General features: G+C 68.5%; 25 protein-coding genes. 21 read left to right on the top strand and 4 right to left on the bottom strand.

Annotated features, from left to right (window positions below; all coding sequences use genetic code 11):
* Positions 1-38 precede the first annotated feature (38 nt).
* From KZJ41_RS25375 to KZJ41_RS25310, 14 genes are all read left to right on the top strand, one after another.
* On the top strand, positions 39-236 hold the full coding sequence (locus tag KZJ41_RS25375) for a hypothetical protein (RefSeq protein WP_006939881.1): 198 nt from the start codon (positions 39-41) through the stop codon (positions 234-236).
* Between the two features lie 275 nt (positions 237-511).
* A complete protein-coding gene (locus tag KZJ41_RS25370) occupies positions 512-1,999 on the top strand; it encodes a class I adenylate-forming enzyme family protein (RefSeq protein WP_102800132.1) in 1,488 nt (495 codons plus the stop codon).
* Between the two features lie 62 nt (positions 2,000-2,061).
* Positions 2,062-3,132: an NADP-dependent oxidoreductase gene (locus KZJ41_RS25365; RefSeq protein WP_102800131.1), complete on the top strand. Its 1,071-nt coding sequence runs from the start codon at positions 2,062-2,064 to the stop codon at positions 3,130-3,132.
* Positions 3,133-3,257: 125 nt separating this feature from the next.
* Positions 3,258-4,022 carry an SDR family NAD(P)-dependent oxidoreductase gene (locus KZJ41_RS25360; protein ID WP_029546425.1) on the top strand — a complete coding sequence of 255 codons (765 nt, stop codon included), beginning with the start codon at positions 3,258-3,260 and terminating at the stop codon, positions 4,020-4,022.
* Positions 4,023-4,116: 94 nt separating this feature from the next.
* Positions 4,117-5,232: an extracellular solute-binding protein gene (locus KZJ41_RS25355; RefSeq protein ID WP_251549797.1), complete on the top strand. Its 1,116-nt coding sequence runs from the start codon at positions 4,117-4,119 to the stop codon at positions 5,230-5,232.
* Between the two features lie 84 nt (positions 5,233-5,316).
* Positions 5,317-6,144: a mycofactocin-coupled SDR family oxidoreductase gene (locus KZJ41_RS25350; protein ID WP_006939872.1), complete on the top strand. Its 828-nt coding sequence runs from the start codon at positions 5,317-5,319 to the stop codon at positions 6,142-6,144.
* On the top strand, positions 6,141-6,953 hold the full coding sequence (locus tag KZJ41_RS25345; RefSeq protein WP_050036000.1) for an SDR family NAD(P)-dependent oxidoreductase: 813 nt from the start codon (positions 6,141-6,143) through the stop codon (positions 6,951-6,953). The genes KZJ41_RS25350 and KZJ41_RS25345 overlap by 4 nt, the downstream gene beginning before the upstream one ends.
* 100 nt (positions 6,954-7,053) lie before the next feature.
* Positions 7,054-8,241, top strand: a complete 1,188-nt coding sequence (locus KZJ41_RS25340; protein ID WP_102800129.1) for a lipid-transfer protein — start codon at positions 7,054-7,056, stop codon at positions 8,239-8,241.
* Positions 8,238-8,726 carry a Zn-ribbon domain-containing OB-fold protein gene (locus KZJ41_RS25335; RefSeq protein ID WP_102800128.1) on the top strand — a complete coding sequence of 163 codons (489 nt, stop codon included), beginning with the start codon at positions 8,238-8,240 and terminating at the stop codon, positions 8,724-8,726. Before KZJ41_RS25340 ends, KZJ41_RS25335 begins: the two co-directional genes overlap by 4 nt.
* Positions 8,723-9,160, top strand: a complete 438-nt coding sequence (locus KZJ41_RS25330; RefSeq protein ID WP_029546420.1) for a Zn-ribbon domain-containing OB-fold protein — start codon at positions 8,723-8,725, stop codon at positions 9,158-9,160. Before KZJ41_RS25335 ends, KZJ41_RS25330 begins: the two co-directional genes overlap by 4 nt.
* A complete protein-coding gene (locus KZJ41_RS25325) occupies positions 9,157-10,299 on the top strand; it encodes a thiolase family protein (protein ID WP_102800127.1) in 1,143 nt (380 codons plus the stop codon). Before KZJ41_RS25330 ends, KZJ41_RS25325 begins: the two co-directional genes overlap by 4 nt.
* A 44-nt stretch (positions 10,300-10,343) precedes the next feature.
* Positions 10,344-11,633 (top strand): acyl-CoA dehydrogenase family protein, encoded by a 1,290-nt coding sequence (locus KZJ41_RS25320; protein WP_029546418.1) that lies wholly within the window; start codon positions 10,344-10,346, stop codon positions 11,631-11,633.
* Entirely contained in the window at positions 11,633-12,754 is a 1,122-nt protein-coding gene (locus KZJ41_RS25315) for a phosphotransferase family protein (protein WP_065923375.1), read from the top strand. The genes KZJ41_RS25320 and KZJ41_RS25315 overlap by 1 nt, the downstream gene beginning before the upstream one ends.
* Positions 12,755-12,842: 88 nt before the next feature.
* Positions 12,843-13,721 (top strand): TIGR03619 family F420-dependent LLM class oxidoreductase, encoded by an 879-nt coding sequence (locus KZJ41_RS25310; protein WP_029546416.1) that lies wholly within the window; start codon positions 12,843-12,845, stop codon positions 13,719-13,721.
* 3 nt (positions 13,722-13,724) lie between these two features.
* On the opposite strand, the gene KZJ41_RS25305 is transcribed toward KZJ41_RS25310, so the two are convergent.
* The 4 genes from KZJ41_RS25305 to KZJ41_RS25290 form a co-directional block, all read right to left on the bottom strand.
* Positions 13,725-14,441, bottom strand: a complete 717-nt coding sequence (locus tag KZJ41_RS25305) for an SDR family NAD(P)-dependent oxidoreductase (protein ID WP_043797999.1) — start codon at positions 14,439-14,441, stop codon at positions 13,725-13,727.
* A gap of 51 nt (positions 14,442-14,492) precedes the next feature.
* A complete protein-coding gene (locus KZJ41_RS25300; protein WP_065921997.1) occupies positions 14,493-15,395 on the bottom strand; it encodes an enoyl-CoA hydratase in 903 nt (300 codons plus the stop codon).
* A gap of 141 nt (positions 15,396-15,536) precedes the next feature.
* Positions 15,537-16,652 (bottom strand): MFS transporter, encoded by a 1,116-nt coding sequence (locus KZJ41_RS25295; protein ID WP_006939852.1) that lies wholly within the window; start codon positions 16,650-16,652, stop codon positions 15,537-15,539.
* Between the two features lie 302 nt (positions 16,653-16,954).
* Entirely contained in the window at positions 16,955-17,743 is a 789-nt protein-coding gene (locus KZJ41_RS25290) for a FadR/GntR family transcriptional regulator (RefSeq protein ID WP_006939847.1), read from the bottom strand.
* A 126-nt stretch (positions 17,744-17,869) separates the two neighbouring features.
* Here KZJ41_RS25290 and KZJ41_RS25285 point away from each other — a divergent pair, with 126 nt between their 5' ends.
* The 7 genes from KZJ41_RS25285 (at position 17,870) to KZJ41_RS25255 (ending at position 25,306) form a co-directional block, all read left to right on the top strand.
* Positions 17,870-18,676: an SDR family NAD(P)-dependent oxidoreductase gene (locus KZJ41_RS25285; protein ID WP_065921998.1), complete on the top strand. Its 807-nt coding sequence runs from the start codon at positions 17,870-17,872 to the stop codon at positions 18,674-18,676.
* Between the two features lie 257 nt (positions 18,677-18,933).
* Complete coding sequence (locus KZJ41_RS25280; protein ID WP_006939844.1) at positions 18,934-20,151, top strand: CaiB/BaiF CoA-transferase family protein; 1,218 nt, start codon at positions 18,934-18,936, stop codon at positions 20,149-20,151.
* Complete coding sequence (locus KZJ41_RS25275) at positions 20,148-21,209, top strand: LLM class flavin-dependent oxidoreductase (protein ID WP_232334142.1); 1,062 nt, start codon at positions 20,148-20,150, stop codon at positions 21,207-21,209. The genes KZJ41_RS25280 and KZJ41_RS25275 overlap by 4 nt, the downstream gene beginning before the upstream one ends.
* 144 nt (positions 21,210-21,353) lie before the next feature.
* Entirely contained in the window at positions 21,354-22,529 is a 1,176-nt protein-coding gene (locus KZJ41_RS25270) for an amidohydrolase family protein (RefSeq protein WP_029546410.1), read from the top strand.
* A 64-nt stretch (positions 22,530-22,593) separates the two neighbouring features.
* Positions 22,594-23,838 (top strand): acyl-CoA dehydrogenase family protein, encoded by a 1,245-nt coding sequence (locus KZJ41_RS25265; RefSeq protein ID WP_029546409.1) that lies wholly within the window; start codon positions 22,594-22,596, stop codon positions 23,836-23,838.
* 81 nt (positions 23,839-23,919) lie between these two features.
* Entirely contained in the window at positions 23,920-24,981 is a 1,062-nt protein-coding gene (locus KZJ41_RS25260) for an ABC transporter substrate-binding protein (protein ID WP_065921999.1), read from the top strand.
* 43 nt (positions 24,982-25,024) lie between these two features.
* Positions 25,025-25,306, top strand: a complete 282-nt coding sequence (locus KZJ41_RS25255) for a hypothetical protein (protein ID WP_006939834.1) — start codon at positions 25,025-25,027, stop codon at positions 25,304-25,306.
* Positions 25,307-25,327: the final 21 nt, after the last annotated feature.

Below are 25,327 nucleotides of genomic sequence, written 5' to 3'. Positions count from 1 at the left end.
CCGAATGAGCGAATGTATCGTGCTGTCGGTCTGATCGAGTGAGCGATACATTCGCTGTTCATCCCGCAGGGCGCGCCGTCATCGGTAAGAACGCCACCGCCGACGATGTCACCATCGGCCTGTATTTCCCGATCGGGTGCCTGCTCGTGGCAGGAGTGATGCTGGCGCTGGTGAAGCTGCCGCGGGTTGCGGCGCCGGTGGACACCACGAAACTGGTCAGCCGCACAAGCGTCTGAGCCCGAGGCTTGACGCAGCCCTTCGACCTCATGGTCGGAGGGCTGCGCTGCGTCAGGAGTGCCTCTTGCCGCCTCGGCAGGTCGTCTTCCTGGGGTTATGCCGCATCGGGACGCAGAACTACTATTACCTTCACAAATATTGCCATAGTTGCTATGGTTCACATCGGAAGGGAGAAGTGACGTGAAGCACTTCCCCTGTTCCTTCGAGGAGGGCGTCGGCCGGAAGCACGGATGAGGTCGTCGCATCGTGAGCGTGTTCTCAGACAGGTGGTGAAATGGGCATCGCAATGGTCCTGGACATGGCGTCGTCGGCCACACCCGATCGGCTCGCAATGGGACGCCGGGCCGATGGGGCTACCTACGGGCAGCTCGACGAGATCGCGTCGAGGGGAGCCACGGTCCTGGAGGAACTCGGGGCCCGCCATGTCGTCTTCGTGGGCGTGAACGGCCCCGTTCTGCCGGTCCTGATGTTCGCCTCGGCACGCGCCGGCATCCCGCTCGCGCCGCTGAACTACCGACTCGGCGCCGACCAGCTACGCGAACTGATCGAGCGGCTCGACCAGCCGATCGTCGTCGCCGACGACGTGTACGTCGACAAGCTCTCCGGGCTCTCGCACCGGATCGTCACGCCCTCGCAGTTCCTCGAGCTCGCACGCACGACGGAGCGGGCGACGGGGGATCGCTCGGCCGATGACGACACGGCGATCGTGCTGTTCACGTCGGGAACGACCTCGGCACCCAAGGGGGTGTTGCTCCGTCACCGGCATCTGCTGTCGTATCTGCTCAATACCGTCGAATTCGGTTCTGCGGGAGAAGAACAGGCGACGCTCGTCAGCACCCCGCCCTATCACATCGCGGGTCTGGGGGCGGTGCTCAGCAACATCTACGCCGGCCGTAGGATGGTGCATCTGCCCGACTTCTCGCCCCAGGCGTGGCTCGATCTCGTCCGAGAGGAGGAGGTATCGAGCGCGATGGTCGTGCCGACGATGCTCGCGCGCATCGTGGAACATCTCGACGGCGCACCCGCCGACACACCGTCTCTCGCGTCTCTCGCGTACGGCGGAGCCCGCATGCCACAGCCGGTACTCGAAAAGGCCCTGACGGCCTTCCCCGACACCGGTTTCGTGAATGCCTACGGTCTCACCGAGACCAGTTCGACGATCGCCGTGCTCGGTCCCGAGGATCATCGGGCAGCGCTCGCCGACCCTGCCCTCCGCGGCCGGCTTGCTTCTGCGGGACGCATCGTTCCCGGGATGCAGGCCCAGGTCCGGGACGACGACGACGTGACCGTCCTCGCCGAGGGGGAGACGGGGCTGCTCTGGGTTCGCGGCGCACAGGTCAGTGGCGAGTACATGGGCAAGGGTTCGGTGCTCGACGCGCACGGCTGGTTCCCCACCCGCGACCGCGCCCGGATCGAGGACGGCTTCCTCTACATCGGCGGCCGCGCCGACGACACCATCATTCGGGGCGGTGAGAACATCGCACCGGCCGAGATCGAGGACGTCCTTGTGCATCACGGCCAGGTCCGTGAGGCGGCCGTGATCGGTGTGCCGGACGACGAGTGGGGCGAGCGGATCTGCGCGGTGATCGTGCCGAACAGCGAGGTTCACGACGATGCACAGTCGTTCCGGGCCTGGTGCCGTGAGCGGCTGCGCGGCTCCCGCACACCGGACGACGTCGTGTTCGTCGACGAGCTGCCGCGGACGCCGACCGGCAAGCTCGTGCGGCGCGACCTCGTCGACCGGATCTGCGCCGTCGCCTGACCGCCACTTCCGGGTACCCCCCCCCGGGCGCTCATCAGCTCTTTCACAGTTCCCGATCCGACATGGAGGACGAGACCGACGTGAACCTCACCGGCACAGCAGATCCGACTCAGCAGGCGTGGGTGCTGCGCGCCCGGCCGAGCGGCCGGCCACGCGACACCGACGTCGAACTCGTGGCGACGACGATCGGCGCTCCCGGGGCCGGCGAGGTCCGCGTCGCGAACCTGGTGATGTCGGTCGAGCCGTACATGCGGGGGCGCATGGGCGGCGAGGCCACCTACGCGGAGCCCTACGAGATCGGCGAGCCGATGCTCGCCCCGACCGTCGGGCGCGTCACCGAGTCCTCCGAGAGCGCCGTCCCCGTCGGTGCTCTCGTCCTGCACGACCACGGCTGGCGGGAGCATTCGCTGGTCCCGGCATCCGAGTGCCGTGTCCTGCGGCACGACGACCTCCCGCCCGCCATGCATTTGGGACTGTTGGGGACTCCCGGCATGACGGCATGGGTCGGCGTCGAGCGGATCGCTCGCGTCGTGGCCGGCGATGTCGTGTTCGTGTCGTCCGCCGCCGGAGCGGTCGGCTCGACGGTTGTCCAGCTCGCGAAACTGCGCGGTGCCACGGTGATCGCGAGTGCCGGGTCGCCCGAGAAGGTCGCGCTCACGCGGAGCCTGGGAGCCGACGCCGCGTTCGACTACCACGACGGCCCGATCAAGGACCTTCTGCGCCGTGCGATGACCGAACTCGGTGTCACGGGCGTGGACGTGTACTTCGACAACGTCGGCGGAGAACATCTCGAGGCCGCAATCCGGGTGATCAACGATCACGCCCGCATCGCGCTGTGCGGAATGATCAGCATCTACAACGCGGCCGCGCCGCAACCCGGCCCTAGCAATCTCCTCAAGCTGATCTGGCGGCGCGCGCGCATGGAGGGTTTCCTGCTCGGCGACCACCTCGATGCCCGCGACGAATTCGAGTCGGAAATGGCCGGTCTCGTCCGCTCGGATCGGATTCGCTCGGTGCACACCGAGTTCACCGGTGGCGTCGCGGGCGCGTGGGACGCATTCCTCGGCATGCTCGACGGTACCGCCACCGGGAAGGCCGTGGTCCCGCTTGCCGCGGACACCGCCGGCGGCTGACCGAACCGAACCCGAAAGCACACCTCGATCGGCACCGCTGCTGCGGTACCGGCCTCGAACCTACCGAAAATCCGGCACAGCACCCGAAGTACACGGTGCGGCCCCATACCCGAAGGAGTCACACGATGACCGACCAGGCGCTGCCGTTGGAAGGAAAGGTCGCCCTCGTCACGGGCGGGAGCCGCGGCCTCGGCCGGGAGATGACCCTCGCGTTCGCCCGTGCCGGTGCTGACACCGTGATTGTCAGCCGCAAGGTCGAAAGCTGCGAGAAACTGGCCGCGGAGGTCGCCGAGACCACCGGTCGCCGGGCCCTTCCGCTGGCCTTCCATGTCGGTGACTGGGACGCTCACCAACCGCTCGTCGAACGTGTCTACGAGGAATTCGGCCGCATCGACGTCCTCGTCAACAACGCGGGTATGGCCCCGCTGTACCCGAGCCTTGACCAGGTTTCGGAAGCCTTGTTCGACAAGGTCATCGACGTCAACCTCAAAGGCACCTTCCGCCTCACCGCACTGATCGCGCCGCGGATGGCCGCCGGTGCAGGCGGTTCGATCATCAACATCAGCTCGATCGCGGCCGAACGCCCGACGCCGAACGACCTGCCGTACGCCGCGGCAAAGGCGGGACTGAACGCCCTCACCAAGGGCTTCGCGCAGGCGTACGGGCCAACGGTGCGCGTCAACACGGTCATGGCCGGTGCGTTTCTCACCGACATCAGCAAGGCATGGGACATGGACTACGCCAACGAGATCTTCGAGGCCCTGCCGCTGCAGCGAGCAGGGAATCCGGACGAGATCGTCGGTGCCGCCTTGTACCTGGCCGGCCCTGGGTCCACCTACACCACCGGCGCGATCATCCCGGTCGACGGTGGTCGGACGTCGACCGCCTGATCGGGCGAACCCGTGATCGCGAACCCGTGATCGCCGGAACGCGGTGATCCCCTTTACGTCGGCCGTGCCGACCGTTCGACAGGAGTCGTCCCACATGCGTATTCCCTCCCGGCGCTCGCACGCTGACCGCACCGTCCGTCGCCGGTTCTCTCTCACCCGACCCACCGCCGTGATCGCCGTCGCCGTCGTGTCCACGCTGCTCGCCGCGTGCGGCGGGGGCGGTGACGATCGCATCACCTCCGAGGCCGTCGGAGCGACCGGACCCGCCGGGGACGAGTCGTGGCAGAAGATCGTCGGGGCCGCCGAGGCGGAAGGTGAGGTAACTATCTACTCCTCGAACGCGGCCGATGCCCTCGCCGAACTCGGCCGCCGCTTCGAGGCGGACTACGGGATCCGCGTGAACGTCGTCCGCGACGTCGATGCGAACATCCACCAGAAGGTCGGCGCGGAGGCGGACACCGGCAACCAGGTCGCCGACATCGTCACCCAGGCCACTTCACCCTGGGTCGAGCTCGCGGCCGCCGGTGGGATCGCCGAGCCGATCGGTCCGGCCTTCACCGACCCGTCCTCCGAATACGACACCGACACGTTGCTGCGCGGGTCCAGCGACTTCGTCACCGGCGCCTCCGTGCTGACCTTCGGCTGGAACACCGACCGGTACCCCGCGGGACTGGAAAGCTATGAGGACCTGCTCGACCCGGCGCTTGCCGACGGCAAGATCGGTATCGTGCTGCCGACGTCGACCGCGCACGTCGACTTCTACGGCAGCTACCTCGAGCAGGTCGGTGGTGACGGCTTCGTCGAAAGGCTCGCCGCGCAGAAGCCGCGGATCTACCCGGGCGCGCTGCCGGTCGCGCAGGCCCTCGCCTCCGGCGAGATCGCCGCGACGGTGTTCGCCCAGGACCAGACGGTGGAGAAAAAGAACGGCGCACCGGTCGACAGCGGGTTCGACAAGCTCGTGTGGGGGGCCCCGATGTACACGTCGATTCTGGCGAAAGCTCCGCACCCCAACGCTGCTCAGCTCCTGGCCAACTACATGGTTACCCCGGCCGGGCAGGAGGCGCTCTCGTTCCGCAACGCGGCCGTGCTGCCGAACGTCTCGTCGGCCGTGACGACGATCGACACGGTGGCGCCGCAGGACCTGAGCGCGATGACGCCCGAGGCGCTCGAGGCCCTGAAGGTCCGGTTCGGCCAGCTGTTCAACCAGTGATCCCTGCCGGCAGTGACTTCCGGTCACCGAGCGCTCTCGAGCGGGTCTCGACAACCAGTGGTATTCCGAGAAGGAGACGGATCGATGGGAAGAGTTGAAGGCAAGGTTGCGCTCGTCACGGGCGCAGCCCGCGGACAGGGCCGGTCCCACGCGCTGCGGCTCGCTCAGGAGGGCGCCGACGTCGTCGTCCTCGACGCATGCACCGAGATCGACTCGGTGCCTTACCCACTCCCGACCGAGGTGGAACTGAAGGAGACCGAGGCGCTGGTCGCCGCGACCGGGCGGCGCGTACTGGCACGCACCGCCGATGTGCGCAGCCAGGAGCAGCTCGACGCGGTCGTCGACGAGGCCCTCGCGGAGTTCGGCCACATCGATATCGTCGCCGCCAACGCCGGCATCGTCGGCTTCCGTCCCACGTGGGAGCTCAGCGACACCGAGTGGCAGGACATGCTCGACGTCAACCTCACCGGCGCCTTTCACACCGTCAAGGCGGTCGTGCCGGCGATGATCGAGGCCGGCCGGGGTGGTTCGATCGTCATCACGAGCTCGATCCAGGCCATGCTCGGCTCCGCCAACATCGCCCACTACAACGCTTCCAAGAGCGGCGTCATGGGCCTGATGCGCACGCTCGCCGCGGAACTCGGCCCGCACGGCATCCGGGTGAACACCGTCAACCCGAGCGCCGTCGAAACCCCGATGCTGCTGAACGAGGCCACCTTCCGCATCTTCGGCCCGGATCTGGAGAACCCGGGGCCGGACGACCTGTGGGAACGCTCCAAGAACCGCAATCCGATGGGCGTCGGGTGGGTTTCGGCGGCCCACCTGAGCAACGCGGTGCTGTTCCTGGCTTCCGACGAGGCCCAGTACATCACCGGGGTCGCGCTCCCCGTCGACATGGGGGTGCGGCTGTGACGATCACCGAGACCAGCGGAACGACGTCCGCGGACCTGACGCAGCGGCTCGCCGGGCGGCGGGTGTTCCTCACCGGTGGCGGCAGCGGAATCGGCGCGGCCGTCGCACACCGCCTCGCCGCCGAGGGCGCGGCCGTCGCGGTCACCGACGCCCGTGAGGACGCGGCCGTGGAGGTCGCCGATGCGGTGCGCGCGGCCGGCGGCACCGTGATCGGGTCGGTGTGCGACGTCGGCGACGAGGCTTCCGTCGCCGCGGCCGTGGAAGCGGCCGTCGCCGAGTTCGGTGGATTGGACGGGGTGGTCACGTGCGCGGGCATTTCCGGGACCGCGATGCTGCACGAGATGGACCTGGGCCACTGGGAGCGCATCCTGCGGGTGAACCTCACCGGCACATTTCTGCCGCTGCGCGCGACGATTCCGCACCTGCTCGACGCGGACGGGGGGTCGATCGTCACCGTCGGATCGGTCGCGTCGCTGGTGTCCACGAATCTGAACACCCCCGGCTACGACGCGTCGAAGGGGGGCGTCCTGCAGTTGACCCGCTCGGTTGCCATGGGATACGCCGCCCGGGGGATCCGGGCCAACTGCCTGTGCCCGGGTCTGGTGAGCACCGGACTGCGCGCGAATTCCGCCGCGCTGCAGGGCCCGGAGCCGGAGGCCACGCGCAGCCGGGTGGTCGAGAACACGGCGCTGGCGCGGTCCGCGGACCCCGGCGAGATGGCGTCGGTGGTCGCGTTCCTGCTCTCCGACGACGCCTCGTTCATGACCGGAGCCGCGATTGCCGCGGACGGCGGCTTGACCGCGAACTGACGAGACCGGTGGAATCCGGCCTCGACCTCGAGCATTCCGAAAACGACAGAACCCATCCGCCCGCCGCTTCCCGGCGAGCGCTACGCAGAGGTGACCGCCTATGTCCACCGACCCCACCTGGCGCAGGGATGCCTGCGCGATCGCCGGCATCGGCACGACGGAGTACTCCCGCGACTCCGGCGTGTCGGTTACGGCTCTGGCCGTCGAGGCCGCAGCGAACGCCCTCGCCGATGCCGGACTGACCCCGGCCGATGTCGACGGCATCGTCCGCAACGACATGGACCTGGTCTCCTGCGCGGCCCTGGCCGACGGACTGGGCGTTCCGAACCTGACCTACTGGGGCGAGGCCGGCCCGGGCGGCTCCGGCCCGGCCGCGATGGTCGCGCAGGCCGTCGCCGCGATCATGAGCGGGCAGGCCACTACCGTCGTGGTGTTCCGCTCCCTCAACGGCCGCTCCGGCCGTCGCTTCGGTCTGTCCCCGGTCGCCACCCCCGAGGTCGGCGGTAATGAGACGTTCGAGGAGTTCTTCGGCCCCTACGGCCTGCTGTCGTCGGGTCAGTACTTCGCCCTGGTCGCGCAGCGTTATATGACCGAAACGGGCTTGACCTCCGAGCAGCTCGCGCAGATCGCCCTGGTAACCCGCCGCCGCGCCAACTCCAATCCGGCCGCACAGATGTACGAGCGCACCATGACGCTCGACGACTACTTCGACTCGCGCATGCTGTCGTCGCCGCTGCGTCTGTACGACTACTGCCTCGAGACCGACGGTGCCGCCGCGGTCGTCGTCACCACCACCGAACGGGCCGAGGACCTGAGGCAGACACCGGCCCTGATCCGGTCGGTCGCGATGTCCACCTGTCCGCACCCGCAGCCGGGCCTCATGTACCCGACGCTCTTGCGTGAGGACATCACCGCCCTGCCGTCGAGGGTGTGCCAGGAGACGCTGTACTCGCGGGCCGGTCTCGGCCCGGCCGACGTCGACGTCGCACAGATCTACGACTGCTATTCGATCACTGCGCTGATTCAGCTCGAGGACTACGGATTCTGCAAGCGCGGGGACACCGGCGATTTCCTTGCCGACGGGCAGATCGACCTCGGCGGGTCGATCCCGATCAATACGAGTGGAGGACACATGTCCGAGGGATACATCCACGGAATGAACCACGTCGTGGAGGGAGTGCGGCAGATCCGCGGCACCTCCACCAGCCAGGTCGAGGGAGCCCGGGTCTCCCTCGTCACCTCCGCGCCGCCGCCGGCGGCCAGCGCGCTGATCCTGGTGTCGGCATGAGCGCCCGCGGCACCGCCGTACCGGCGGACACCACGCGGGACCGGCTGCGCCCCCTCGTCACCGAGCGCGGCAGCAAGGGCTTCTTCGACGCCGCCGCGGACGGAGAGCTCGCGATCCTCACCTGTGAGGACTGCGGCCGCCGCATACACCTGCCCCGGCCGCGTTGTGTGTACTGCGCGAGCACGTCGGTGCGCTGGAAGCCGGTCGCCCGCACAGGCACCGTCTATGCCTACACGATCGTCGAGCATCAGGTCCATCCGCTGTTTCCGGTGCCGTACACGGTGATCGTCGTCGACGTCGACGGTGAGGCGGACGGGGTTCGGCTGATCGGCAACCTGCCCGGCCGCATCGACGTCGCGGCCGGTACCCCCGTGCGTAGTGCGTTCGAGGACCTCGGCACCGACGCGGCGGGCAACCCTGTGGTGCTGCCGGTGTGGGAGATCGACACCGAACGCACGGCCGCTACGGATGGAGCCGGCCGATGAGCGCCTCCACCGCAACGTGGCGCCCCATCGACCCGGAGTTGTTCGTCGGCGGCAACCCCGGGGCCGCACTGCGGGGTGCCCGCTGCCCGTCCTGCGGCACGGTCACCTTCCCGTACCAGAGCGGTTGCCCGCGGTGCGGCGGGAATGCGATGACGGATCTCGAACTGCCGCGCGAGGGTACCCTGTGGTCCTACACCGTGCAGTCCTTCCCGCCGAAACACCCGTTCGTGTGCGTCGAGCCGTTCGAACCGTTCGGCGTGGGCTATGTCGACCTCGGTGACGTGATCGTCGAGGCGCGGCTGACTGTCGCCGATGCGGATGCGTTGCGGATCGACATGCCGATGCGGCTGAAAACGATCGTCAACCACGTGGACGAGGACGGCACCGAGATCGTCACGTTCGCGTTCGCCCCGAGCAGTGAGGAGCAGCGATGAAGGTCGCGATCGTGGGCGTCGGCATCCACAAGTTCGGCCGCACGGAGGGCGTGAGCGGGCTCGAGCAGGGCGCGTATGCGGCACGGCAGGCACTCGCCGACGCCGGAGTCGAGTTCAAGGACATCCAGTTCGCGTACGGTGGCAGCGATTCGGCCGGCAACGCCGACACGCTCGTCTCTGCCCTGGGCCTGACCGGGCTGCCGTTCGTCAACGTCAAGAACGGCTGCGCGACCGGTGGCAGTGCCCTGACCTCCGCGGTCAGCCGGATCCGTTCCGGCGAGTCCGATCTGGGCCTGGTCGTCGGGTTCGACAAACATCCGCGTGGCGCGTTCAATGCCCGCCCCGAGGACAACGGTATCGGCCGCTGGTACGGCGAGAGCGGCATGATGGTCACCACCCAGTTCTTCGCGATGAAGATCCAGCGCTACCTCGTCGAACACAACCTGCCCAGGTCGCTGCTCGCGACAGTCGCCGCCAAGGCGTTTCGCAACGGCGCGCTCGCCCCACACGCGTGGCGCCGCACGCCGATGACGGAGGAGCAGATCGCCAGCTCCACGATGGTCAACGACCCGCTCACGCAGTACATGTTCTGCTCACCCGCCGAGGGCGGGGTGGCTCTCGTCCTCGCCCGCGCGGACCGGGCTCACGAATACACCGATGCCCCGGTGTTTCTCGAGTCCGCGGAACTGCGCTCCAGGGAGTTCGGCTCGTTCGAGGTGTTCAGTCCGTGGACGTCGCCCGCACGGGCCGACGGCCCGACCGTCACGGCCTCCCGCGCGGCGTTCGAGGCCGCCGGCATCGAACCCGGCGATGTCGACGTCGCACAGATCCAGGACACCGAGGCCGGAGCCGAGATCATGCACCTCGCCGAGACGGGGTTGTGCAAGCACGGCGAGCAGGAGTCCCTCATCCGGTCCGGTGCCACCGAAATCGGCGGTTCGATCCCGGTCAACACCGACGGCGGCTGCTTGGCCAACGGCGAGCCGATCGGCGCGACCGGCCTGCGCCAGGTCTACGAGAACGTCGTACAGCTCCGCGGCGTGGCAGGGGACCGGCAGGTCCCCGGGGAGCCGAAGGTCGGCTTCACCCACGTCTACGGCGCGCCGGGCATCAGCGCCTGCACCGTCCTCACGCGCTGACCGGCGCATCCCGACTTTCACCTTCCGAGTAGGAGACCACCGATATGGCATGGGATTTCGAGACCGATCCGCAGTTCCAGGAGAAGCTGGACTGGGTGCAGCGGTTCGTGGACGCGGAGGTCGCCCCGGTCGACCGCGTCGTCGAGCACGCATGGGACGTCACCGACCCCACCCGGAACAAGCTCATCCGGCCCCTGCAGGACGTCGTGCGCGGGCAGGGCCTGTGGGCGTGCCACCTGGGCCCGAAGCTCGGCGGCCCGGGCTACGGCCAGCTCAAACTCGCACTGCTCAACGAGATCCTCGGCGCCACCCACAGTGGCCCCGTGGTCTTCGGCTGCCAGGCCCCGGACTCCGGCAACGCCGAGATCCTCGCGCACTACGGCACACCCGAACTCAAGGAGCGGTACCTTGGCCCGCTCATCGACGGCGACATCATGTCGTGCTATTCGATGACCGAACCGCGGGGCGGCTCGGATCCGACCAGCTTCGTCACGCGTGCCGTCCGGGACGGCGACCACTACGTCATCAACGGTGAGAAGTGGTTCTCCTCGCACGCACGGTTCTCGTCGTTCCTGATCGTGATGGCCGTGACCGATCCCGATGCCCCGCGGACGAAGCGCGCGTCGATGTTCGTCGTCCCCATGGACACCCCGGGCATCGAGATCATCCGCAACGTCGGGGTGTGGGGACACAACGAGTCGGAGGGCACGCACGCCTACATCCGCTACACGGATGTGCGGGTGCCCACCGACCACCTGCTCGGCGAGGAGGGTGAGGGCTTCGCCGTCGCGCAGACCCGCCTGGGCGGCGGGCGCATCCATCACGCGATGCGCACCGTCGGGTTGGTCCGCGCCTCGCTCGACATGATGCTCGAGCGCGCGGTGTCTCGTGAGACGCGCGGCCGGAGCCTCGCCGACATGCAGCTGGTGCAGGACATGATCGCCGAGTCGTGGGCCGAGCTCGAGCAGTTCCGCCTGCTCGTCCTGCAGACAGCCTGGAAGATCGACAAGCTCGACGACTACAAGAAGGTCATCGCCGATATCTCCGCCGTGAAGATGGTGATGCCGAAGGTGCTCAACAACGTCGTGTCCCGGGCGATCCAGCTGCACGGTTCCCTCGGCATCTCGAAGGAGATGCCGTTCGGCAAGTGGCTGCTCGAGAGCTACCACATGGGCCTGGCCGACGGCGCCACCGAGCTGCACAAGCAGCAGATCGCCAAGCAGCTGCTGAAGAACGCCACGCCGGCGTCGGGCCTGTTCCCGACGACGCACCTGCCGGCGCTCGACGCGGCCGCCGAACTCAAGTTCGGCCTGCCCGCGGTGGGAGCCCAGTGATGACGGGCTCGGTCGTGTCCGGCGAGCAGCCGTCGGCCTCGAACGTCGGGGAGCCGCGCACGGAGGTTGCGCCGGTCCGGACGGGGGAGGACCTCGACTGGGCCGCGCTCGAGGCATACCTGCGGATGCACCTCGACGACGTCGACGGGGAGTTCTCCGTCCTGCAGTTCCCGCGCGGCTCGGCGAATCTCACCTACCGCGTGGGCTTCGGCGACCGTCTCCTCGTCGTGCGCCGCCCGCCCTTCGGTCAGCTCGCTCGGGGCGCTCACGACATGACGCGCGAATATCGGGTGCTGTCCCGGCTGCACCGCGAGTACGATCGCGCCCCCCGGGCACTGTTGCACTGTGCGGACGAGAGTGTCGTCGGCGCCGAGTTCTTCGTCTCCGAGTACCGTGACGGTGTCGTGGTGTGGGATTCGGTGCCCGAGTCGATGTCCGGCGTCGACGATGCCGGACGGCGGATCGGCTTCGCGGTGATCGACGCGCTCGCGGATCTGCATGCGGTCGACCCCGCCGCATGCGACCTGGCCGGCCTCGGCCGGCCCGAGGGCTACCTGGAGCGGCAGGTGCAGGGCTGGTTGGCACGATGGGACGCCGTCGCCGAGTACGCCCCGGCCGAGACCGCGGCGCTCGTGGCCGAGGTGACCCGGCGGATCCGTGCGGCGATCCCGGCGAGCCAGCGGGCCGGGATCGTCCACAACGACTACAAGGTCGACAACTGCCAGTTCCCGCACGGCGACCCGGACCGGGTCAAGTCGGTGTTCGACTGGGACATGGCCACGACCGGGGACGTGCTGGTCGACCTGGGCACGCTGCTCAACTACTGGCCGGACCGGACCGTGGATCCGGCCTCGGACGCGGCGTTCATCGTCGTGCCCGGTATGCACGGCCTCGACCTGCCGTCGCGGGCGGAGGTGGTCGCGCGGTACGCGGCCGGTAGCGATCTGGACCTGTCGAACATCGACTGGTACGAGGCGTTCGGATGCTGGAAGACCGTGGTCATTCTGCAGCAGCTCTACGCACGGTTCGTGCGCGGCGAGACCACCGACGCGCGGATGGGTCAACGCGGCGAATTCGTCGCGCCCCTGGCCCGTCGCGCGCTCGGCCTGCTCCCCGCCTGACCCCGCCTCCGCACGCCCGTCCGCGCGGTGGCACCGGCCACCGCGCGGACGAGTCGTCTCACCATCGATCACACGAAAGGCGAACCCCATGGCCTCCATCGGACTGAGCGCATACGGAATGAATCCCACCGAACTCGTCGAACTGGCGGTCTGCGCCGACGACCTGGGATTCGACGCATTGTGGCTGGGGGAGCACGTGCTCCATCCGGTCGCCTACTCCAGCAGCCACCCTTCGACGGGGACGGCGCAGCACCACACGGGACCCATCGTCGATGTGTCGACGGAGCTGACGGATCCGTGGGCGGTGCACGCGGCCGTGGCCGCGACCACGAACCGCATCAAACTGGGCACGGCCGTGTATGTCACTGCCCTGCGGCACCCACTGCACACTGCGCGCACCACCATCACCGTGCAGGAACTCAGCGGCGGTCGTCTGCTCTTCGGGGTCGGCGCCGGATGGCTCGAGGAGGAGTTCGCAGCGTTGGACGTGCCGTTCCGCAAACGTTTCTCGCGCACCGACGAGTGCGTGACGATCCTGCGGAAGGCGTGGTCGGGCAGGCCGTTCTCCCACGAGGGCGAGCACTACCGGTTCGATGAGGTACAACTGCATCCTCGCCCCGTGCACGTGCCTGTCATCCACGGCGGTAACGGCCCGAAGGCGCTTGCCCGCGCGGCGCGGCTGGGAGACGGATGGTTCTCCTCCGGCACCCCGAGCTTCGGGCAGGCGGTGGAGATGGTGAACGAGATTCGCAGGCTGCGGCGCGAATTCGGTCGGATCGGCGAGTTTCCGTGCTACGTGCGCGTCGACGCGGCGACTTCGGCGGACCTGCGCCGGTATCGCGACCACGGCATCGAGGACCTCGTGGTCTGGGCCGACTCGGTCTGGAAGGGCGACTCCGCCGAAGAGCGCCGCGCCTTCCTGACCGCGGCCGCCGATCGCCTGGGTGTGGGACCGTCGCGGGTGTAAGAGTCAGTCCGAGCCTGCGACGTTCACGACCGGGATCGACGCGCCGCTGACCGCGCGCGAGGAATCACCGAGCAGGAAGCCGATGACCTCGGCGATGTCGGTGGGGCGGGCCCAGCTGGAGCGGTCGGCCTCGGGCATTGCGTCCCGGTTGGCGGGGGTGTCGACCATGGTAGGCAGCAGACCGTTGACGCGGATGTTGTCGCCGGCGTATTCGACTGCGAGCGCCTGGACCAGGGCGGAGACGGCGGCCTTGGAAGCGACGTAGGTGGCGGCGCCCGGGAAGGGCCGGACTGCGGCGGCGGAGCCGATGCACACCACGGACCCGCCGCCGTGGCGGATGAGTTCGGGTAGGGCGGCCTGGATGACGCGGTAGGCGATCGTGAGGTTGATCGACAACTGGGCTTCGAGGACCTCGATGGGCGTTTCGTGGACCCGGCGGCCGGCAGCGAATCCGCCGACGAGGTTGACCACGCCGTACAGCGGCCGGGCCTCGTCCTTCGTCGCGCACTCCACGACCGCCTCGACGTCCTGCTCGTCGGACAGATCGGCGCGGATCGTCTCGAGGTTCGGGTGCGGAGCGACGCGGTCGAGTTCGGCCTCGACGTACCAGGGGACCACCAGCCGCCAGCCGGCGTCGAGGAGGTGGCGGGTGACCGCGGCGCCGAGGCCGCCGGTGCCGCCGGTGACGATCACGGTGCGGGCGGGGGACGTCTCGTTCATGGGCAGAGCCTTTCGAGGTGCGAACGGGTGGTATCGGGATGGGAGGTGCGGTCAGGGCACGCGAGGGTCGGCGCGCCGGATCTCGGGGGCCGCGCGCCAGTCGTCCAGCCCGTGCTCGACCGTGCCGATGCAAGTTTCGCCACGGGTCAGCGCGGACCAGTGGGCGTGATTGAGTTGGTGAAGGGTGAAGCCCGCGTCGAGGGCGGACTGGAATCCGCCGGCGTCCTGGCTCTGGTTCACCGATTCCTTGATCAGCAGGGCTGCCATGGTGGGGATCCGGGCGATTCGGCGCGCGAACGCGAGGGTCGAGTCGGCGAGTTCTTTCTCGGGGAAGATCTTCGAGACCATGCCGAGGGCATGGGCATGGGCATCGGCCGCGTCGAGGCAGTCACCGGTCAGGAGCAGTTCCTTGGTCTTGCGGGGACCGAACTCCCACGGATGTGCGAAGTACTCGACGCCGCACATCCCCAACCGGGTGCCGACGACGTCCGCGAACGTGGTGTTCTCGGCTGCGACGATCAGATCGCAGCTCCACATCAACATGAGCGCCGCGGAGTACACGGCTCCGTGCACCTGCGCGATGGTGATCTTGCGGAGGTTACGCCATCGGCGGGTGTTCTCGAAGTAGTAGTGCCACTCCTGGTGGAGCCGCATCTCTATCTCGGAGTAGGTGGCTCCGTTGCAGGCGTAGGAGACGTGCTGGCCCGAGCCCGGAGCGCGCTCGCGCACGTCGTCCGAGGACCCGAGATCGTGCCCGGCCGAGAAGGACGGTCCGTGGCCCCCCAGGATGACCACGCGCACCGTGTCGTCGGCCTCGGCGCGTGCGTAGGCCTTGCCGAGTTCGACGAGCAGGCCCCGGTTCTGGGCGTTCCGCTGCTTCGGGCGGTCGAGCATGATGCGGACGATGCGACCCGCGTCGAGGGACTCGTAGGTCAGGTACTGGTAGTCGGTCATCACGGTCCTCACGGAGTCCGGCGCCGGCCGACGGTGTGTCCGCGCGCCCGGCTAAATATTGCAATATTTGGTGTGGTTATCGATATGTACCGTATCCTTTGCTGTGGCGCAAGTCACCGGGCCGCTGTAAGGCTTTGCGGTTCAACGCTGCCGACGGTGGTGAACGGGCAGTCGGCGCCGGCCGAGGGCCAGCACCCCCAACGCCAGCGCGACGGCGCCGGCGGCGGCGGCGAACGGAACGTGAGGGTTGAAGATCTCGCCCATCCGGCTTGCGAGCCACGGGGCCACCGCGCCGCCGCCGAAGCGCACGAAGCTGTACGCCGCGGCTGCGGTGCTCCCGTCCACCGGCGCGGCGTCCATACCGATTTCGGTCACCAGGGTGTTGAGGACGCCCAGGAACAGGCCCGAGACGACGATGCACGTCACGACCGCCGGTCGGTTGCCGGTGAATACGGCCACGACTGCAAGGGTGAGGGCGAACAGGGCCAGGCCCAGGGCGGTCGCGCCGATCGCGCCGAGCGCGGTGCGCAACCGAGGCGCGACGGACACCGACGAGATCACCACGCACACGCCCCAGCCGCAGAAGACGAATCCGAGCCGAAGTGGATCGAGTTCGAGGACGAACGGCGCGTATGCGAACAGGGCGAAAAGGCCGAGGTGGTACAGCAGGGAGACGAGGGCGATCGACAGCAGGCCCGCGTGCCCGAGCGCCCGGAGCGGTGCGATGAGCGGGATCGGCCGGTCGGGCGTCGTGGCGGGCGGCAGCAGGACGACGAGCAGCGCGAAGGCCACGGCCATGAGTACGGAGGCGCCGAGGAAGGCGGCGCGCCAGGAGATCTGGCCGAGAAGCCCGCCGACGAGCGGGCCCGTCGCGATGCCGATGCCGACGGCCGACTCGTAGAACACGATCGCTTTCGGCGCACCGCCGGTCGCGGCGCCGACTATCGCGGCGAGCGAGGTCGCGACGAACAGCGCGTTACCCAGTCCCCATCCGGCGCGGAAGCCGATGATCTGGCCGAGCGTCCCCGACAGGCTCGCGCCCAGGGAGCACCCGGCGATGACGAACAGGCCCAGCAACAGGGTCTTGCGGGTGCCGATGCGGCTGGATATCGCGCCGGTGACCAGCATCGCGAGACCCATCACGGCCATGTAGCCGGTGAACAGCAACGACACCTGTGACGGCGTGCCGCCGAGCTGCTCGGCCAGCGGGCGCAGGATCGGGCTGACCACGCCGATACCCATGAACGCGACGATCACGGCGAACGTGATGGCCCATACCGCGCGCGGTTGCTTCGGCTGTCCCGGTGCCGCACCCGGGGGAGGCGCGGCAGCGGCTCTGAGCGGTTCTGCCGGACGCGCCGGGAGGGAAGTCTCGGCGGCGGGTATGGAGGGTCTGGTCGTCAAGGGGTCTCCGCTCTCGTTCGTCACCCGACGGGACACGCTCGACCGAGAACGCCGCGGAACTCCTCCGGATACGGTCATGCCGCATACGAACGGGCCGCACCTGCCGGGTGGACCCGGGGAGGCGGCGGCCGGACGACGAAGGGCAGGCTAGTCGGTCAGAGCCACTCCACCCGCTCGTCGAGGATGCGCGGGTTCTGGCGGCTGATGCGGTCGATGACCTCGCGCATGTGTGCGCGGGTCAGAGTGCGGGCGAGTTCGGCGTTGCCGGCAGCGATGGCGTCGTGGATCTGGCGGTGCGGCTCGGTGAAGGCCTCCCGCTCCTTCTCGTTCCACTCCTCGGGGTGGGCGCCGAGCATCCGGTCGGTATACAGGTGGGCCAGGGCCGAACCGGTGAGGTCGAGGACGTAGTTGCCGGTCAGGTTCCGCAGCGCGCTGTGGAATCCGGTGGCGGTCTCGGTGACCTCTTCGTTCGACATGTCCGGTCTGAGATCGTGGGCGGCCAGGGGAGTGAGGTCGACGTCCTCTCCGGCGGCGATCCGATCGGCGAGCATTGCTGCGGCCAGCCCCTCCATCTCCAGGGCAGCCTCGGCGACTTCGCGGAACTGAATGCCGTTCGCCTGCAGATACATCGACAGCGTGTCGCCGAACTCGGAGCCCGAGGGCTCCGACACGATCGGGCCCCCGCCCAGGCCCTGCCGGACCGTCACCAGCCCCTGCGCCTCGAGCAGGCGCAGGCCCTCTCGCACCGACGCGCGGCCGACCCCGAACCGCTTGGCCATGTCGTTCTCGGACTCGAGCGCGGAACCCGGGCCGAGCCGGCGGTCGGCGATGTCCTTGGCGACCATGCGCGCGACCGTCCGCGAGACCTTCTCGTTCCGTGTCATCGCGATGGCGCGTCGGAGGGCGGCGGTTCCTGTGGGAGAACCCATGGTGTTGCGCGTCATTCGATGTCCTCGTCGGTTGTTCGGTCGGCGATCGGGGTGGTGATGAGTATAGGGACGGGGACCGTCCCGACCGGGCACTCCTCCTTAACCATGCCAATATTTCGTATCTAATGCTATACCAAAGCTATGACGCAGCACACAGTGGAACCCTATTCGACGCACTCCGGCTCGCGGCACCAGGCGCTGGTCGGGCAGAATGCCCTGGTCACCGGCGGTAGCGAAGGCATTGGCCGCGGTATCGCGGAGCGGTTGCTCGACGCCGGCGCGACGGTCGCGGTGGCGGCCCGCCGCCCCGAGATCCTCGACGAGGCCGTCGCATCGTTGCGCGCCCGGTGCGGCGACGAGTCGCGGGTCGCGGGCATCGTGGCCGACATCGCCGACGCCGACTCGGTAGCGGCGATGTTCGAACGGGTCGAGCGGGAGTTCGGTTCGCTCAACGTCCTGGTCGCGAACGCCGGCAGCGGCACCGTGGCGCCGTTCCTCGAACTCACCGAGGAGCAGTGGCAGGCCTGCATCGACCTCAATCTCACCGGCACGTTCCGGTGCGTGCAGGCCGCGGCCCGCGCGATGGTCCGCCGAGAGGGGACGAATCGCTCGATCGTCGTGGTCTCGTCGATCCGGGCGCTGGGAGTGCGGCCGAGCCTGGTGCCGTACGGCACCGCAAAGGCCGGTCTCAACCAGTTGGTACGAATGGCTGCCTACGAGCTCGCCCCCACGGGCATTCGGGTCAACGCACTGTCCCCCGGGATCACTGCGACGCCACTTACGCAGGAGCGCAATTCGCTGTTCGACGAGCGTGCCGCCACCGTGCCGATGGGGCGCGCCGGTACGCCGGCGGACATGGCGAGCGCGGCGCTGTACCTCGCGGGCCCGGACTCGGCGTTCGTCACCGGGACGAACCTCGTCGTCGACGGCGGGGAGTCCCTGTACTGACCTGTCGCGCGGAAGCCGCGGGACCGGATCCCGTGCGTATCGAACAGGCCTTCAACGGTGATGTGATGTACAACTCATAAAACATTGCTATAGTTACGGTGTTTTTCACCCCGGCTCTGGAGGCCGCTCCGTCGAATCCGCGCCCGTGTGTCGCCGCGCCGGCCGACGGAACCACCACCACACGCAGCGTAGCTGCCGTGTGGCCCGAAAATCTTTGCAGTAGAACGTGACTGCGGTACGACGAAGGAGAACGCTCGATGACCAAGGTGATGAACGGAATCAAGGTCGTGGAGGTCGCGTTGTATGCGTTCGTCCCCTCGGCCGGCGCGATCCTGTCCGACTGGGGAGCCGACGTGATCAAGGTCGAGCACTCCGACTTCGGGGATCCGATGCGCACGACCGCGGCGTGGGGCGTGCCCGGCGACGTCGACGGCATGTCGGGTCTGTGGGAGATCAACAACCGTGGCAAGCGCGCCATCGCCCTCGACATCGCCACCCCGCAGGGTCGCGAGGTCCTCATGAAGCTGGTCGAGACGGCCGACGTCTTCTCCACCAATTTCCTGCCGGATGCGCGGACCAAGCTGGGTATCGACGTCGACGACATCATGGCGCGCAATCCGCGCATCGTCTACGCGCGCGGCACCGCCCAGGGGGTGGCCGGACCCGACTCCGAGAAGGGGGGATTCGACGGCATCACCTACTGGGCGCGCTCCGGTGCGGCGGGGTCGATCGCCCCCGGCGACCTCGAGTGGCCGGCCAACATGCCGGGCCCGGCCTTCGGCGACGTGCAGAGCGGCATGGCGCTCGCCGGCGGGATTGCGGCCGGACTGCTGCACCGCGAACGCACCGGGGAGGGCATCGTCGTCGACACGTCGCTGTTCGCGGTCGGCGCGTGGGCGATGCAGGCGACCATCGCCGGCGCCCAGCTCGTCGGGGCCGCGGAACTGCCCTATCCGGACCGGTCCGCGCCGGTGAACCCGGTCTCGAACATCTACCGGACCAGCGACGGCCGGTACATCCATCTGGCGTTGTTGCAGAGCCAGAAGTACTGGCCCGGGCTGTGCGAGGCGATCGGCCGACCCGACCTGATCGACGACCCGCGTTACGCGACGTTCGAGGACCGCGCCCGCAACACTCGCGAGTGCACCGCCGAGCTCACCGAGGTGTTCCGGACCCGCACCCTCGCGGAGTGGACGGACATCCTCGGCAAGCAGGAGGGACAGTGGGACGTCTTCCGCAAGCCCCTCGACGTGCTGACGGACCCGCAGGCGATCGCGAACGAGTACGTCCGCACCGTCGAGTACGAAGACGGGCGCACTCTGGATCTCGTCACGGCGCCGATGCGGTTCGGAAACGAGGCGCCGGTGCTCACCCGTGCCCCCCAGCACGGTGAACACACCGAGGAGGTGCTGCTCGAGCACGGCCTCGACTGGGATCAGATCGTCCAGCTCAAGGTCGACGGCGCGATCAAGTGAGCCGGCTCCGGGACGCGACGGTGGGCCACCGACGCCGTCGCATCCGGGTCGGCCTGGGAGCGCTGACCGCCCAGACTGTCGGCGGGACCGCGGCGGAGTCGGGCCGGGCGTTGGACGCCCTCGTGCGGCATGCCGTGACCGCTGAGAAGTCCGGGTTCGACTCGGTCTGGCTCAGCGAGCACCACTTCGCAGAGGACGGCCATCTTCCCAGTCCCCTGGTGGTGATGGGTGCGCTCGCTCGCGAGACCACCGCTGTCGACCTCGCGACCAACGTCGCGATCGGGCCGCTGTACGATCCGCTGCGGCTGGCCGAGGATGTCGCGGTCGTCGACCAGCTCAGCGGCGGGCGCGTGATTCTGGGCCTCGGACTCGGTTATCGCCCGGAGGAATTCGCGGCCCTCGGCGTCGATCGTTCGCGGCGCGGACGAATTCTGGAGACGACCGTCTGCACACTGCGTGCGGCCTGGTCGGGCGAGGCGGTCGTGACGGACGGACGGACCGGACATGCTGTGCCGGTGCGCCCGCTCCCCGCACAGACCGGGGGACCGCCGATTCTCCTCGGGGCGTTCGCGAGTCGGGGTGTGCGCCGCGCGGCGCGCATCGCCGACGGTTGGATCGCGCCCGAGCTCGCGTCCGTCGCGCAGCTGGCCCGCCGGATCGGGACGCTCGAACTCGCAGACCTGGACCGGCCCTTCCACATCGCCCTGACGATGTGCGCGTTCACCGCGGCTTCGGGGGCGTGGGAGACGGTGGCGGCCGGGCATTCCCTTGTCGGCGACCGGTACCGGCGCTGGATGGCGCAGGCCGGGGACGGCGCCGTCCCGGACGGGCCGGGCACGAACGTGCCCGTCTCGACGCGGCCGGACCATGTCGTGGCCGGCACGCCCGAAGAGTGTGTCGACCAACTGCGTCCGTGGTGGGAACTGCTGAGGGCGCTGCCGCAGACGGTGAGCGCGCACGTGACGGTGCGTGTGGTGTTCCCCGGAGTTGACGATGCAGCGACCCGCGAGTCGATCCGGCTGCTGGGAACGGACGTATTCCCGGCTCTGGCCGAGTGACTCGGCCCTCGTGACGCGGAACGCTTCCGGGTATGGACTGTGATCTAAATCTCCGTTAATATTCGCATGTTCCTAATAGTAAGGGCATGCAATCCGCCGAGCGGATCTTCCGTTCGAACTCCATCCGATTCTCAGGAGGATTACGTGTACGACCTTCGCGATATCAAGATCATCGACACCGACACCCATGTCGTCGAGCCCCCGGACCTGTGGACATCGCGGATGTCGACCAAGAAGTGGGGCGATCTGGTGCCGCACGTGCGCTGGGACGATCACCGCGGTGACCAGGCGTGGTTCGTTGCCGGCAAGCGCATGAGCGCGGTCGGTTCGCCGGCGATGGCTGGCTGGCACGAGTACCCGCCGAGCTGCCCGCCGCGATTCGAGGACACCGACCCGCGCTCGTGGGATCCGGCCAAGCGCCTGACGATCATGGACGACTACGGCATCCACGCGCAGATCCTCTACCCCAACGTCGCGGTGTTCAGCTCCAAGACGCTGCAGTCCAACGGTGACAACGAGTTGCAGATCGCGTGCATCAAGGCCTACAACGACTACCTGAGCGAGTGGGCGCAATTCGCTCCCGGGCGGTACATTCCGGTCGGCATTCTGCCTTTCTGGGACATGGAGGCCACGCTCGCCGAGGTCGAGCGCGTCGCCGCGGCGGGTCACAAGGGGCTCGTCTTCACGCAGAATCCGGCGGCATTCGGTCTGCCGATGCTCACCGACCCGTACTGGGACCGCCTGTGGGCTTCGGCGCAGGAGAAGAAGCTGCCGATCAACTTCCACATCGCGTCCGGCGAGGTCGACCTCAGCGGCTTCGGCCACGAGAGCAACGGCGTGCACGCCAACTACGCGATGATGGGCATCTCGTTCTTCATGGACAACGCCCGCACCATCTCTCAGCTCATCTGCGGCGGCATCTGCGATCGATTCCCCGACCTGAAGTTCGTCTCGGTCGAGTCGGGCATCGGCTGGATCCCGTTCGCGCTCGAGGGCCTGGACTGGCAGTGGAAGAACTCGGGTGTGCACAAGGAGCACCCGGAGTACGAACTGCTCCCCAGCGAGTACTTCAAGCGGCAGATCTACGGCTGCTTCTGGTTCGAGCAGGACTCGGCCCGCAGCGCGATCGAGCAGCTCGGCGCCGACAACGTCCTGTACGAAACCGATTACCCGCACCCGACGTCGATGTCGCCCGGTCCGGCCTCCGATGCGCTGGCTCCCGACGAGTACCTGCGTCGCAACTTCGCACACCTGTCCGAGGCGGACGCCCGGAAGATCCTGCACGACAACGCCGCCGCGCTGTACAACCTGGACTCCTGAGTCCGCAGCCCCGCCGCTACCCCGTCTGCCGCGCATTCGCACGGCCCAGCACTGTGGAGGAAAGATGTCCCTCTCGGAGTTCGAGTCCCGCGCCCGCGCGTGGGTCGTCGAGAACGTCGCCCGACTCGGGTTCGACCGGGTCGACGACCCTTACGACGTGGCCGTGTTCCACGATCTCGGATTCGACGAGGAGAAGGCACTACTCGATCAGCACCGCGTGTGGCAGAAGGTCAAGCTCGAAGCCGGCTACGGCGCTCTCGACTGGCCGGAGGAGTTCGGTGGCGCAGGTCTCGGCGCCGATGTCGCGGAGGCGTTCTCCCGTATCGAGAACGATCACTGTCCTTTGCGACCGCACGAATTATTCTCCGTGACAATGCATCTGATCGCTCCTACTATTCGGCTCCTCGGAACGGAGGGGCAGAAGCGCGAGTTCCTGCCTGCGATGCTGCGAGGCGACCTGCTTGCGTGCCAGCTCTTCTCCGAGCCCGATGCCGGATCCGATCTGGCGAACCTGGGTACCCGAGCCGTGCGCGACGGCGACGACTGGGTGATCACCGGACAGAAGGTGTGGACTTCGGGCGCACAGTTCGCCGACTGGGGTGAACTCATCGCGCGCACCGACCCGGACCAGCCCAAGCATGCGGGCATGACGGCGTTTCTGATTCCGCTGGACGCCCCGGGTGTCGAGATCCGCCCGATCCGGCAGATGTCCGGTGGCAGCAGCTTCAACGAGGTCTTCCTCGACCGGGTGCGCATCCCCGATTCGCTGCGCCTGGGTGGAATCGGCAAGGGCTGGTCCGTCGCGCTGACCACGCTGGCGTTCGAGCGGGAGGGCGGGTCCAACTCGGCGAACGTCGGCGGGCAGTTCGACCAGCTCCTCGCCACCGCCCGCACTCTCGGCCGCGACACCGATCCGCGGGTGCGCGAGCTCCTCGCGCGGGTCTACCTGCGGCAGAAGCTCGCCCAGGTCGACATGCTGCGAGATCGTCAGGCCCGGGAGGCCGACGCCGCCCCGACGGCGGTCGGGTCGGTGCGCAAGATCCAGTGGGTCGACAAGCTCGCCGCGGTCTCCGAGGCTGCGCGCATCATCCTCGGACGTGATCTCGTCGCGGACACCGGCGTGCCGGGCACGTTCGGCTGGAACGCGCACGTGCTCGGCGCGCCCGGGTACAGCATCGCCGGTGGCTCCGACGAGATCCAGCGCAACATCGTTGCCGAGCGACTGCTCGGACTGCCGCCGGAAGTTCGAGTCGACCGCGGAGTGACCTGGCGGGAAGCGCGCGCCCGTGCCGCCGCCGCGACCGCCTGAGCCGACCCTCGGCGCCACGATCCGAACATCACCCTTGTGTACTACCCCTCGAGTACTGCTCTTCACGAAAGGCCGTGTTCCATGAGAATCTCGACGCTGCGCCGCACGATCGCCGGACTGGGGGTCGCCGCGCTGACGTTCACCGCGGTCGCCTGCGGTTCCGGCACCACCACCGAGGTCGCCGCAGAGGACCTGGGCCCGCAGGGGGACGCCGCGTGGCAGGAGGTGATCGAGGCGGCCAAGCAGGAGGGCTCGGTGACGTATTACACCGGGCAGGCGACCGACAATCTCGAGAACCTCGCCAACCGCTTCGAGTCGGCGTACGGGGTCACGGTCGACATCGTCCGCGACAACGACGCGAATCTGCAGACCAAACTGGCCGCGGAGGCCTCGACCGGCCGGCAGGTCGCCGATGTCGTCGCCTCGGCGGCCCGCCCGTGGGTCGACGAGCGTATCGCCGAGGGCTACTACGCCCCGGTCACCGGCCCGGCGTTCGACGCAGCCGAGTTCGACAGTGAGAAGTTCATGATCGGCGACACGATCTTCACCTCGTCGGCGGCCGTGCTCACCTACGGCTGGAACACCGACCGGGTCCCCGAGGGCATGGACAGCTACGAGGACCTGCTCGCCCCCGAGCTGGCCGGCGGCAAGATCGGCGTGATCCTGCCGGTATCCGCAGCGATCGTCGACTTCTACGACTACCTCGCCGACACTGTCTCACCCGACTTCGTCGCGAAACTCGCCGCGCAGCAACCACGCACCTATCCGGGTGCGCAGGCAATGGGTCAGGCCCTGGCCTCCGGGGAACTCGCCGCCACCGTCTACACCGTCCCGCTGACCGCCGAGAAGGCGGCCGGCGCTCCGGTCGAGTCGGCCATGCCGAAGCCGGTGTTCGGTGCGGCCTTCTACACGGGCGTCAGCGGCGCCGCTCCGCATCCCAACGCGGCGCAACTGTTCGCGAACTTCCTCGTGACCAAGGCCGGTCAGGAAGCGGTCGCCAACCGGGCCGGCGCGGTCCTGCCCGACATCGCGACGGCGGCGACTCCGGCCGAGAACATCTGGGTCAACTCGCGGACCGTCACCGCCGCCGATGTGGAGGCCTTCCGCGCCGAGTTCGAGCAGTTGTTCGGCGCTTCCCAATAAGCACACCGGGTTCGGTACGGACCTGACACGAGAGGAACTTCCGATGAACGTCGGTGAACGTTTGAAGAGCGCGGTGTGCACCGCGGAGGTCATCGTCGTCCGTATCGACGACGGCGCGACGGGGCCGCTGCTGTGCGGCGGCGAGCCGATGAGTGCGGATGCGGCGCCGGCCGCACCCGCGCAGGGCGGCGAGCTTCTCATGGGTAAGCGCTACTCCGGTGGCGGCGTCGAGGTCGTGGTCGTGCGCGGCGGCGCCGGGCCGCTCGCGGTCGGCGACGAGGTCCTCAGCCAGAAGCAGGCAAAGCCCCTCCCGTCCTCGGACTGACCGGGCACCCGGCGCTCCCTC

The sequence above is a fragment of the Rhodococcus sp. 11-3 genome (assembly GCF_023704055.1).
Taxonomy (GTDB): Bacteria; Actinomycetota; Actinomycetes; order Mycobacteriales; family Mycobacteriaceae; genus Rhodococcus; species Rhodococcus aetherivorans.
Note: the sequence above shows the minus strand (reverse complement) of the source record. Positions and strands in the feature narration are given on the sequence as shown.

Coding starts and splice junctions, on each gene's coding strand:
- KZJ41_RS25370 (WP_102800132.1), top strand. CDS start 512: ATGGGCATCGCAATGGTCCTGGACATGGCGTCGTCGGCCACACCCGAT.
- KZJ41_RS25365 (WP_102800131.1), top strand. CDS start 2,062: ATGGAGGACGAGACCGACGTGAACCTCACCGGCACAGCAGATCCGACT.
- KZJ41_RS25360 (WP_029546425.1), top strand. CDS start 3,258: ATGACCGACCAGGCGCTGCCGTTGGAAGGAAAGGTCGCCCTCGTCACG.
- KZJ41_RS25355 (WP_251549797.1), top strand. CDS start 4,117: ATGCGTATTCCCTCCCGGCGCTCGCACGCTGACCGCACCGTCCGTCGC.
- KZJ41_RS25350 (WP_006939872.1), top strand. CDS start 5,317: ATGGGAAGAGTTGAAGGCAAGGTTGCGCTCGTCACGGGCGCAGCCCGC.
- KZJ41_RS25340 (WP_102800129.1), top strand. CDS start 7,054: ATGTCCACCGACCCCACCTGGCGCAGGGATGCCTGCGCGATCGCCGGC.
- KZJ41_RS25335 (WP_102800128.1), top strand. CDS start 8,238: ATGAGCGCCCGCGGCACCGCCGTACCGGCGGACACCACGCGGGACCGG.
- KZJ41_RS25330 (WP_029546420.1), top strand. CDS start 8,723: ATGAGCGCCTCCACCGCAACGTGGCGCCCCATCGACCCGGAGTTGTTC.
- KZJ41_RS25325 (WP_102800127.1), top strand. CDS start 9,157: ATGAAGGTCGCGATCGTGGGCGTCGGCATCCACAAGTTCGGCCGCACG.
- KZJ41_RS25320 (WP_029546418.1), top strand. CDS start 10,344: ATGGCATGGGATTTCGAGACCGATCCGCAGTTCCAGGAGAAGCTGGAC.
- KZJ41_RS25315 (WP_065923375.1), top strand. CDS start 11,633: ATGACGGGCTCGGTCGTGTCCGGCGAGCAGCCGTCGGCCTCGAACGTC.
- KZJ41_RS25310 (WP_029546416.1), top strand. CDS start 12,843: ATGGCCTCCATCGGACTGAGCGCATACGGAATGAATCCCACCGAACTC.
- KZJ41_RS25305 (WP_043797999.1), bottom strand. CDS start 14,441: ATGAACGAGACGTCCCCCGCCCGCACCGTGATCGTCACCGGCGGCACC.
- KZJ41_RS25300 (WP_065921997.1), bottom strand. CDS start 15,395: ATGACCGACTACCAGTACCTGACCTACGAGTCCCTCGACGCGGGTCGC.
- KZJ41_RS25290 (WP_006939847.1), bottom strand. CDS start 17,743: ATGACGCGCAACACCATGGGTTCTCCCACAGGAACCGCCGCCCTCCGA.
- KZJ41_RS25285 (WP_065921998.1), top strand. CDS start 17,870: ATGACGCAGCACACAGTGGAACCCTATTCGACGCACTCCGGCTCGCGG.
- KZJ41_RS25280 (WP_006939844.1), top strand. CDS start 18,934: ATGACCAAGGTGATGAACGGAATCAAGGTCGTGGAGGTCGCGTTGTAT.
- KZJ41_RS25265 (WP_029546409.1), top strand. CDS start 22,594: ATGTCCCTCTCGGAGTTCGAGTCCCGCGCCCGCGCGTGGGTCGTCGAG.
- KZJ41_RS25260 (WP_065921999.1), top strand. CDS start 23,920: ATGAGAATCTCGACGCTGCGCCGCACGATCGCCGGACTGGGGGTCGCC.
- KZJ41_RS25255 (WP_006939834.1), top strand. CDS start 25,025: ATGAACGTCGGTGAACGTTTGAAGAGCGCGGTGTGCACCGCGGAGGTC.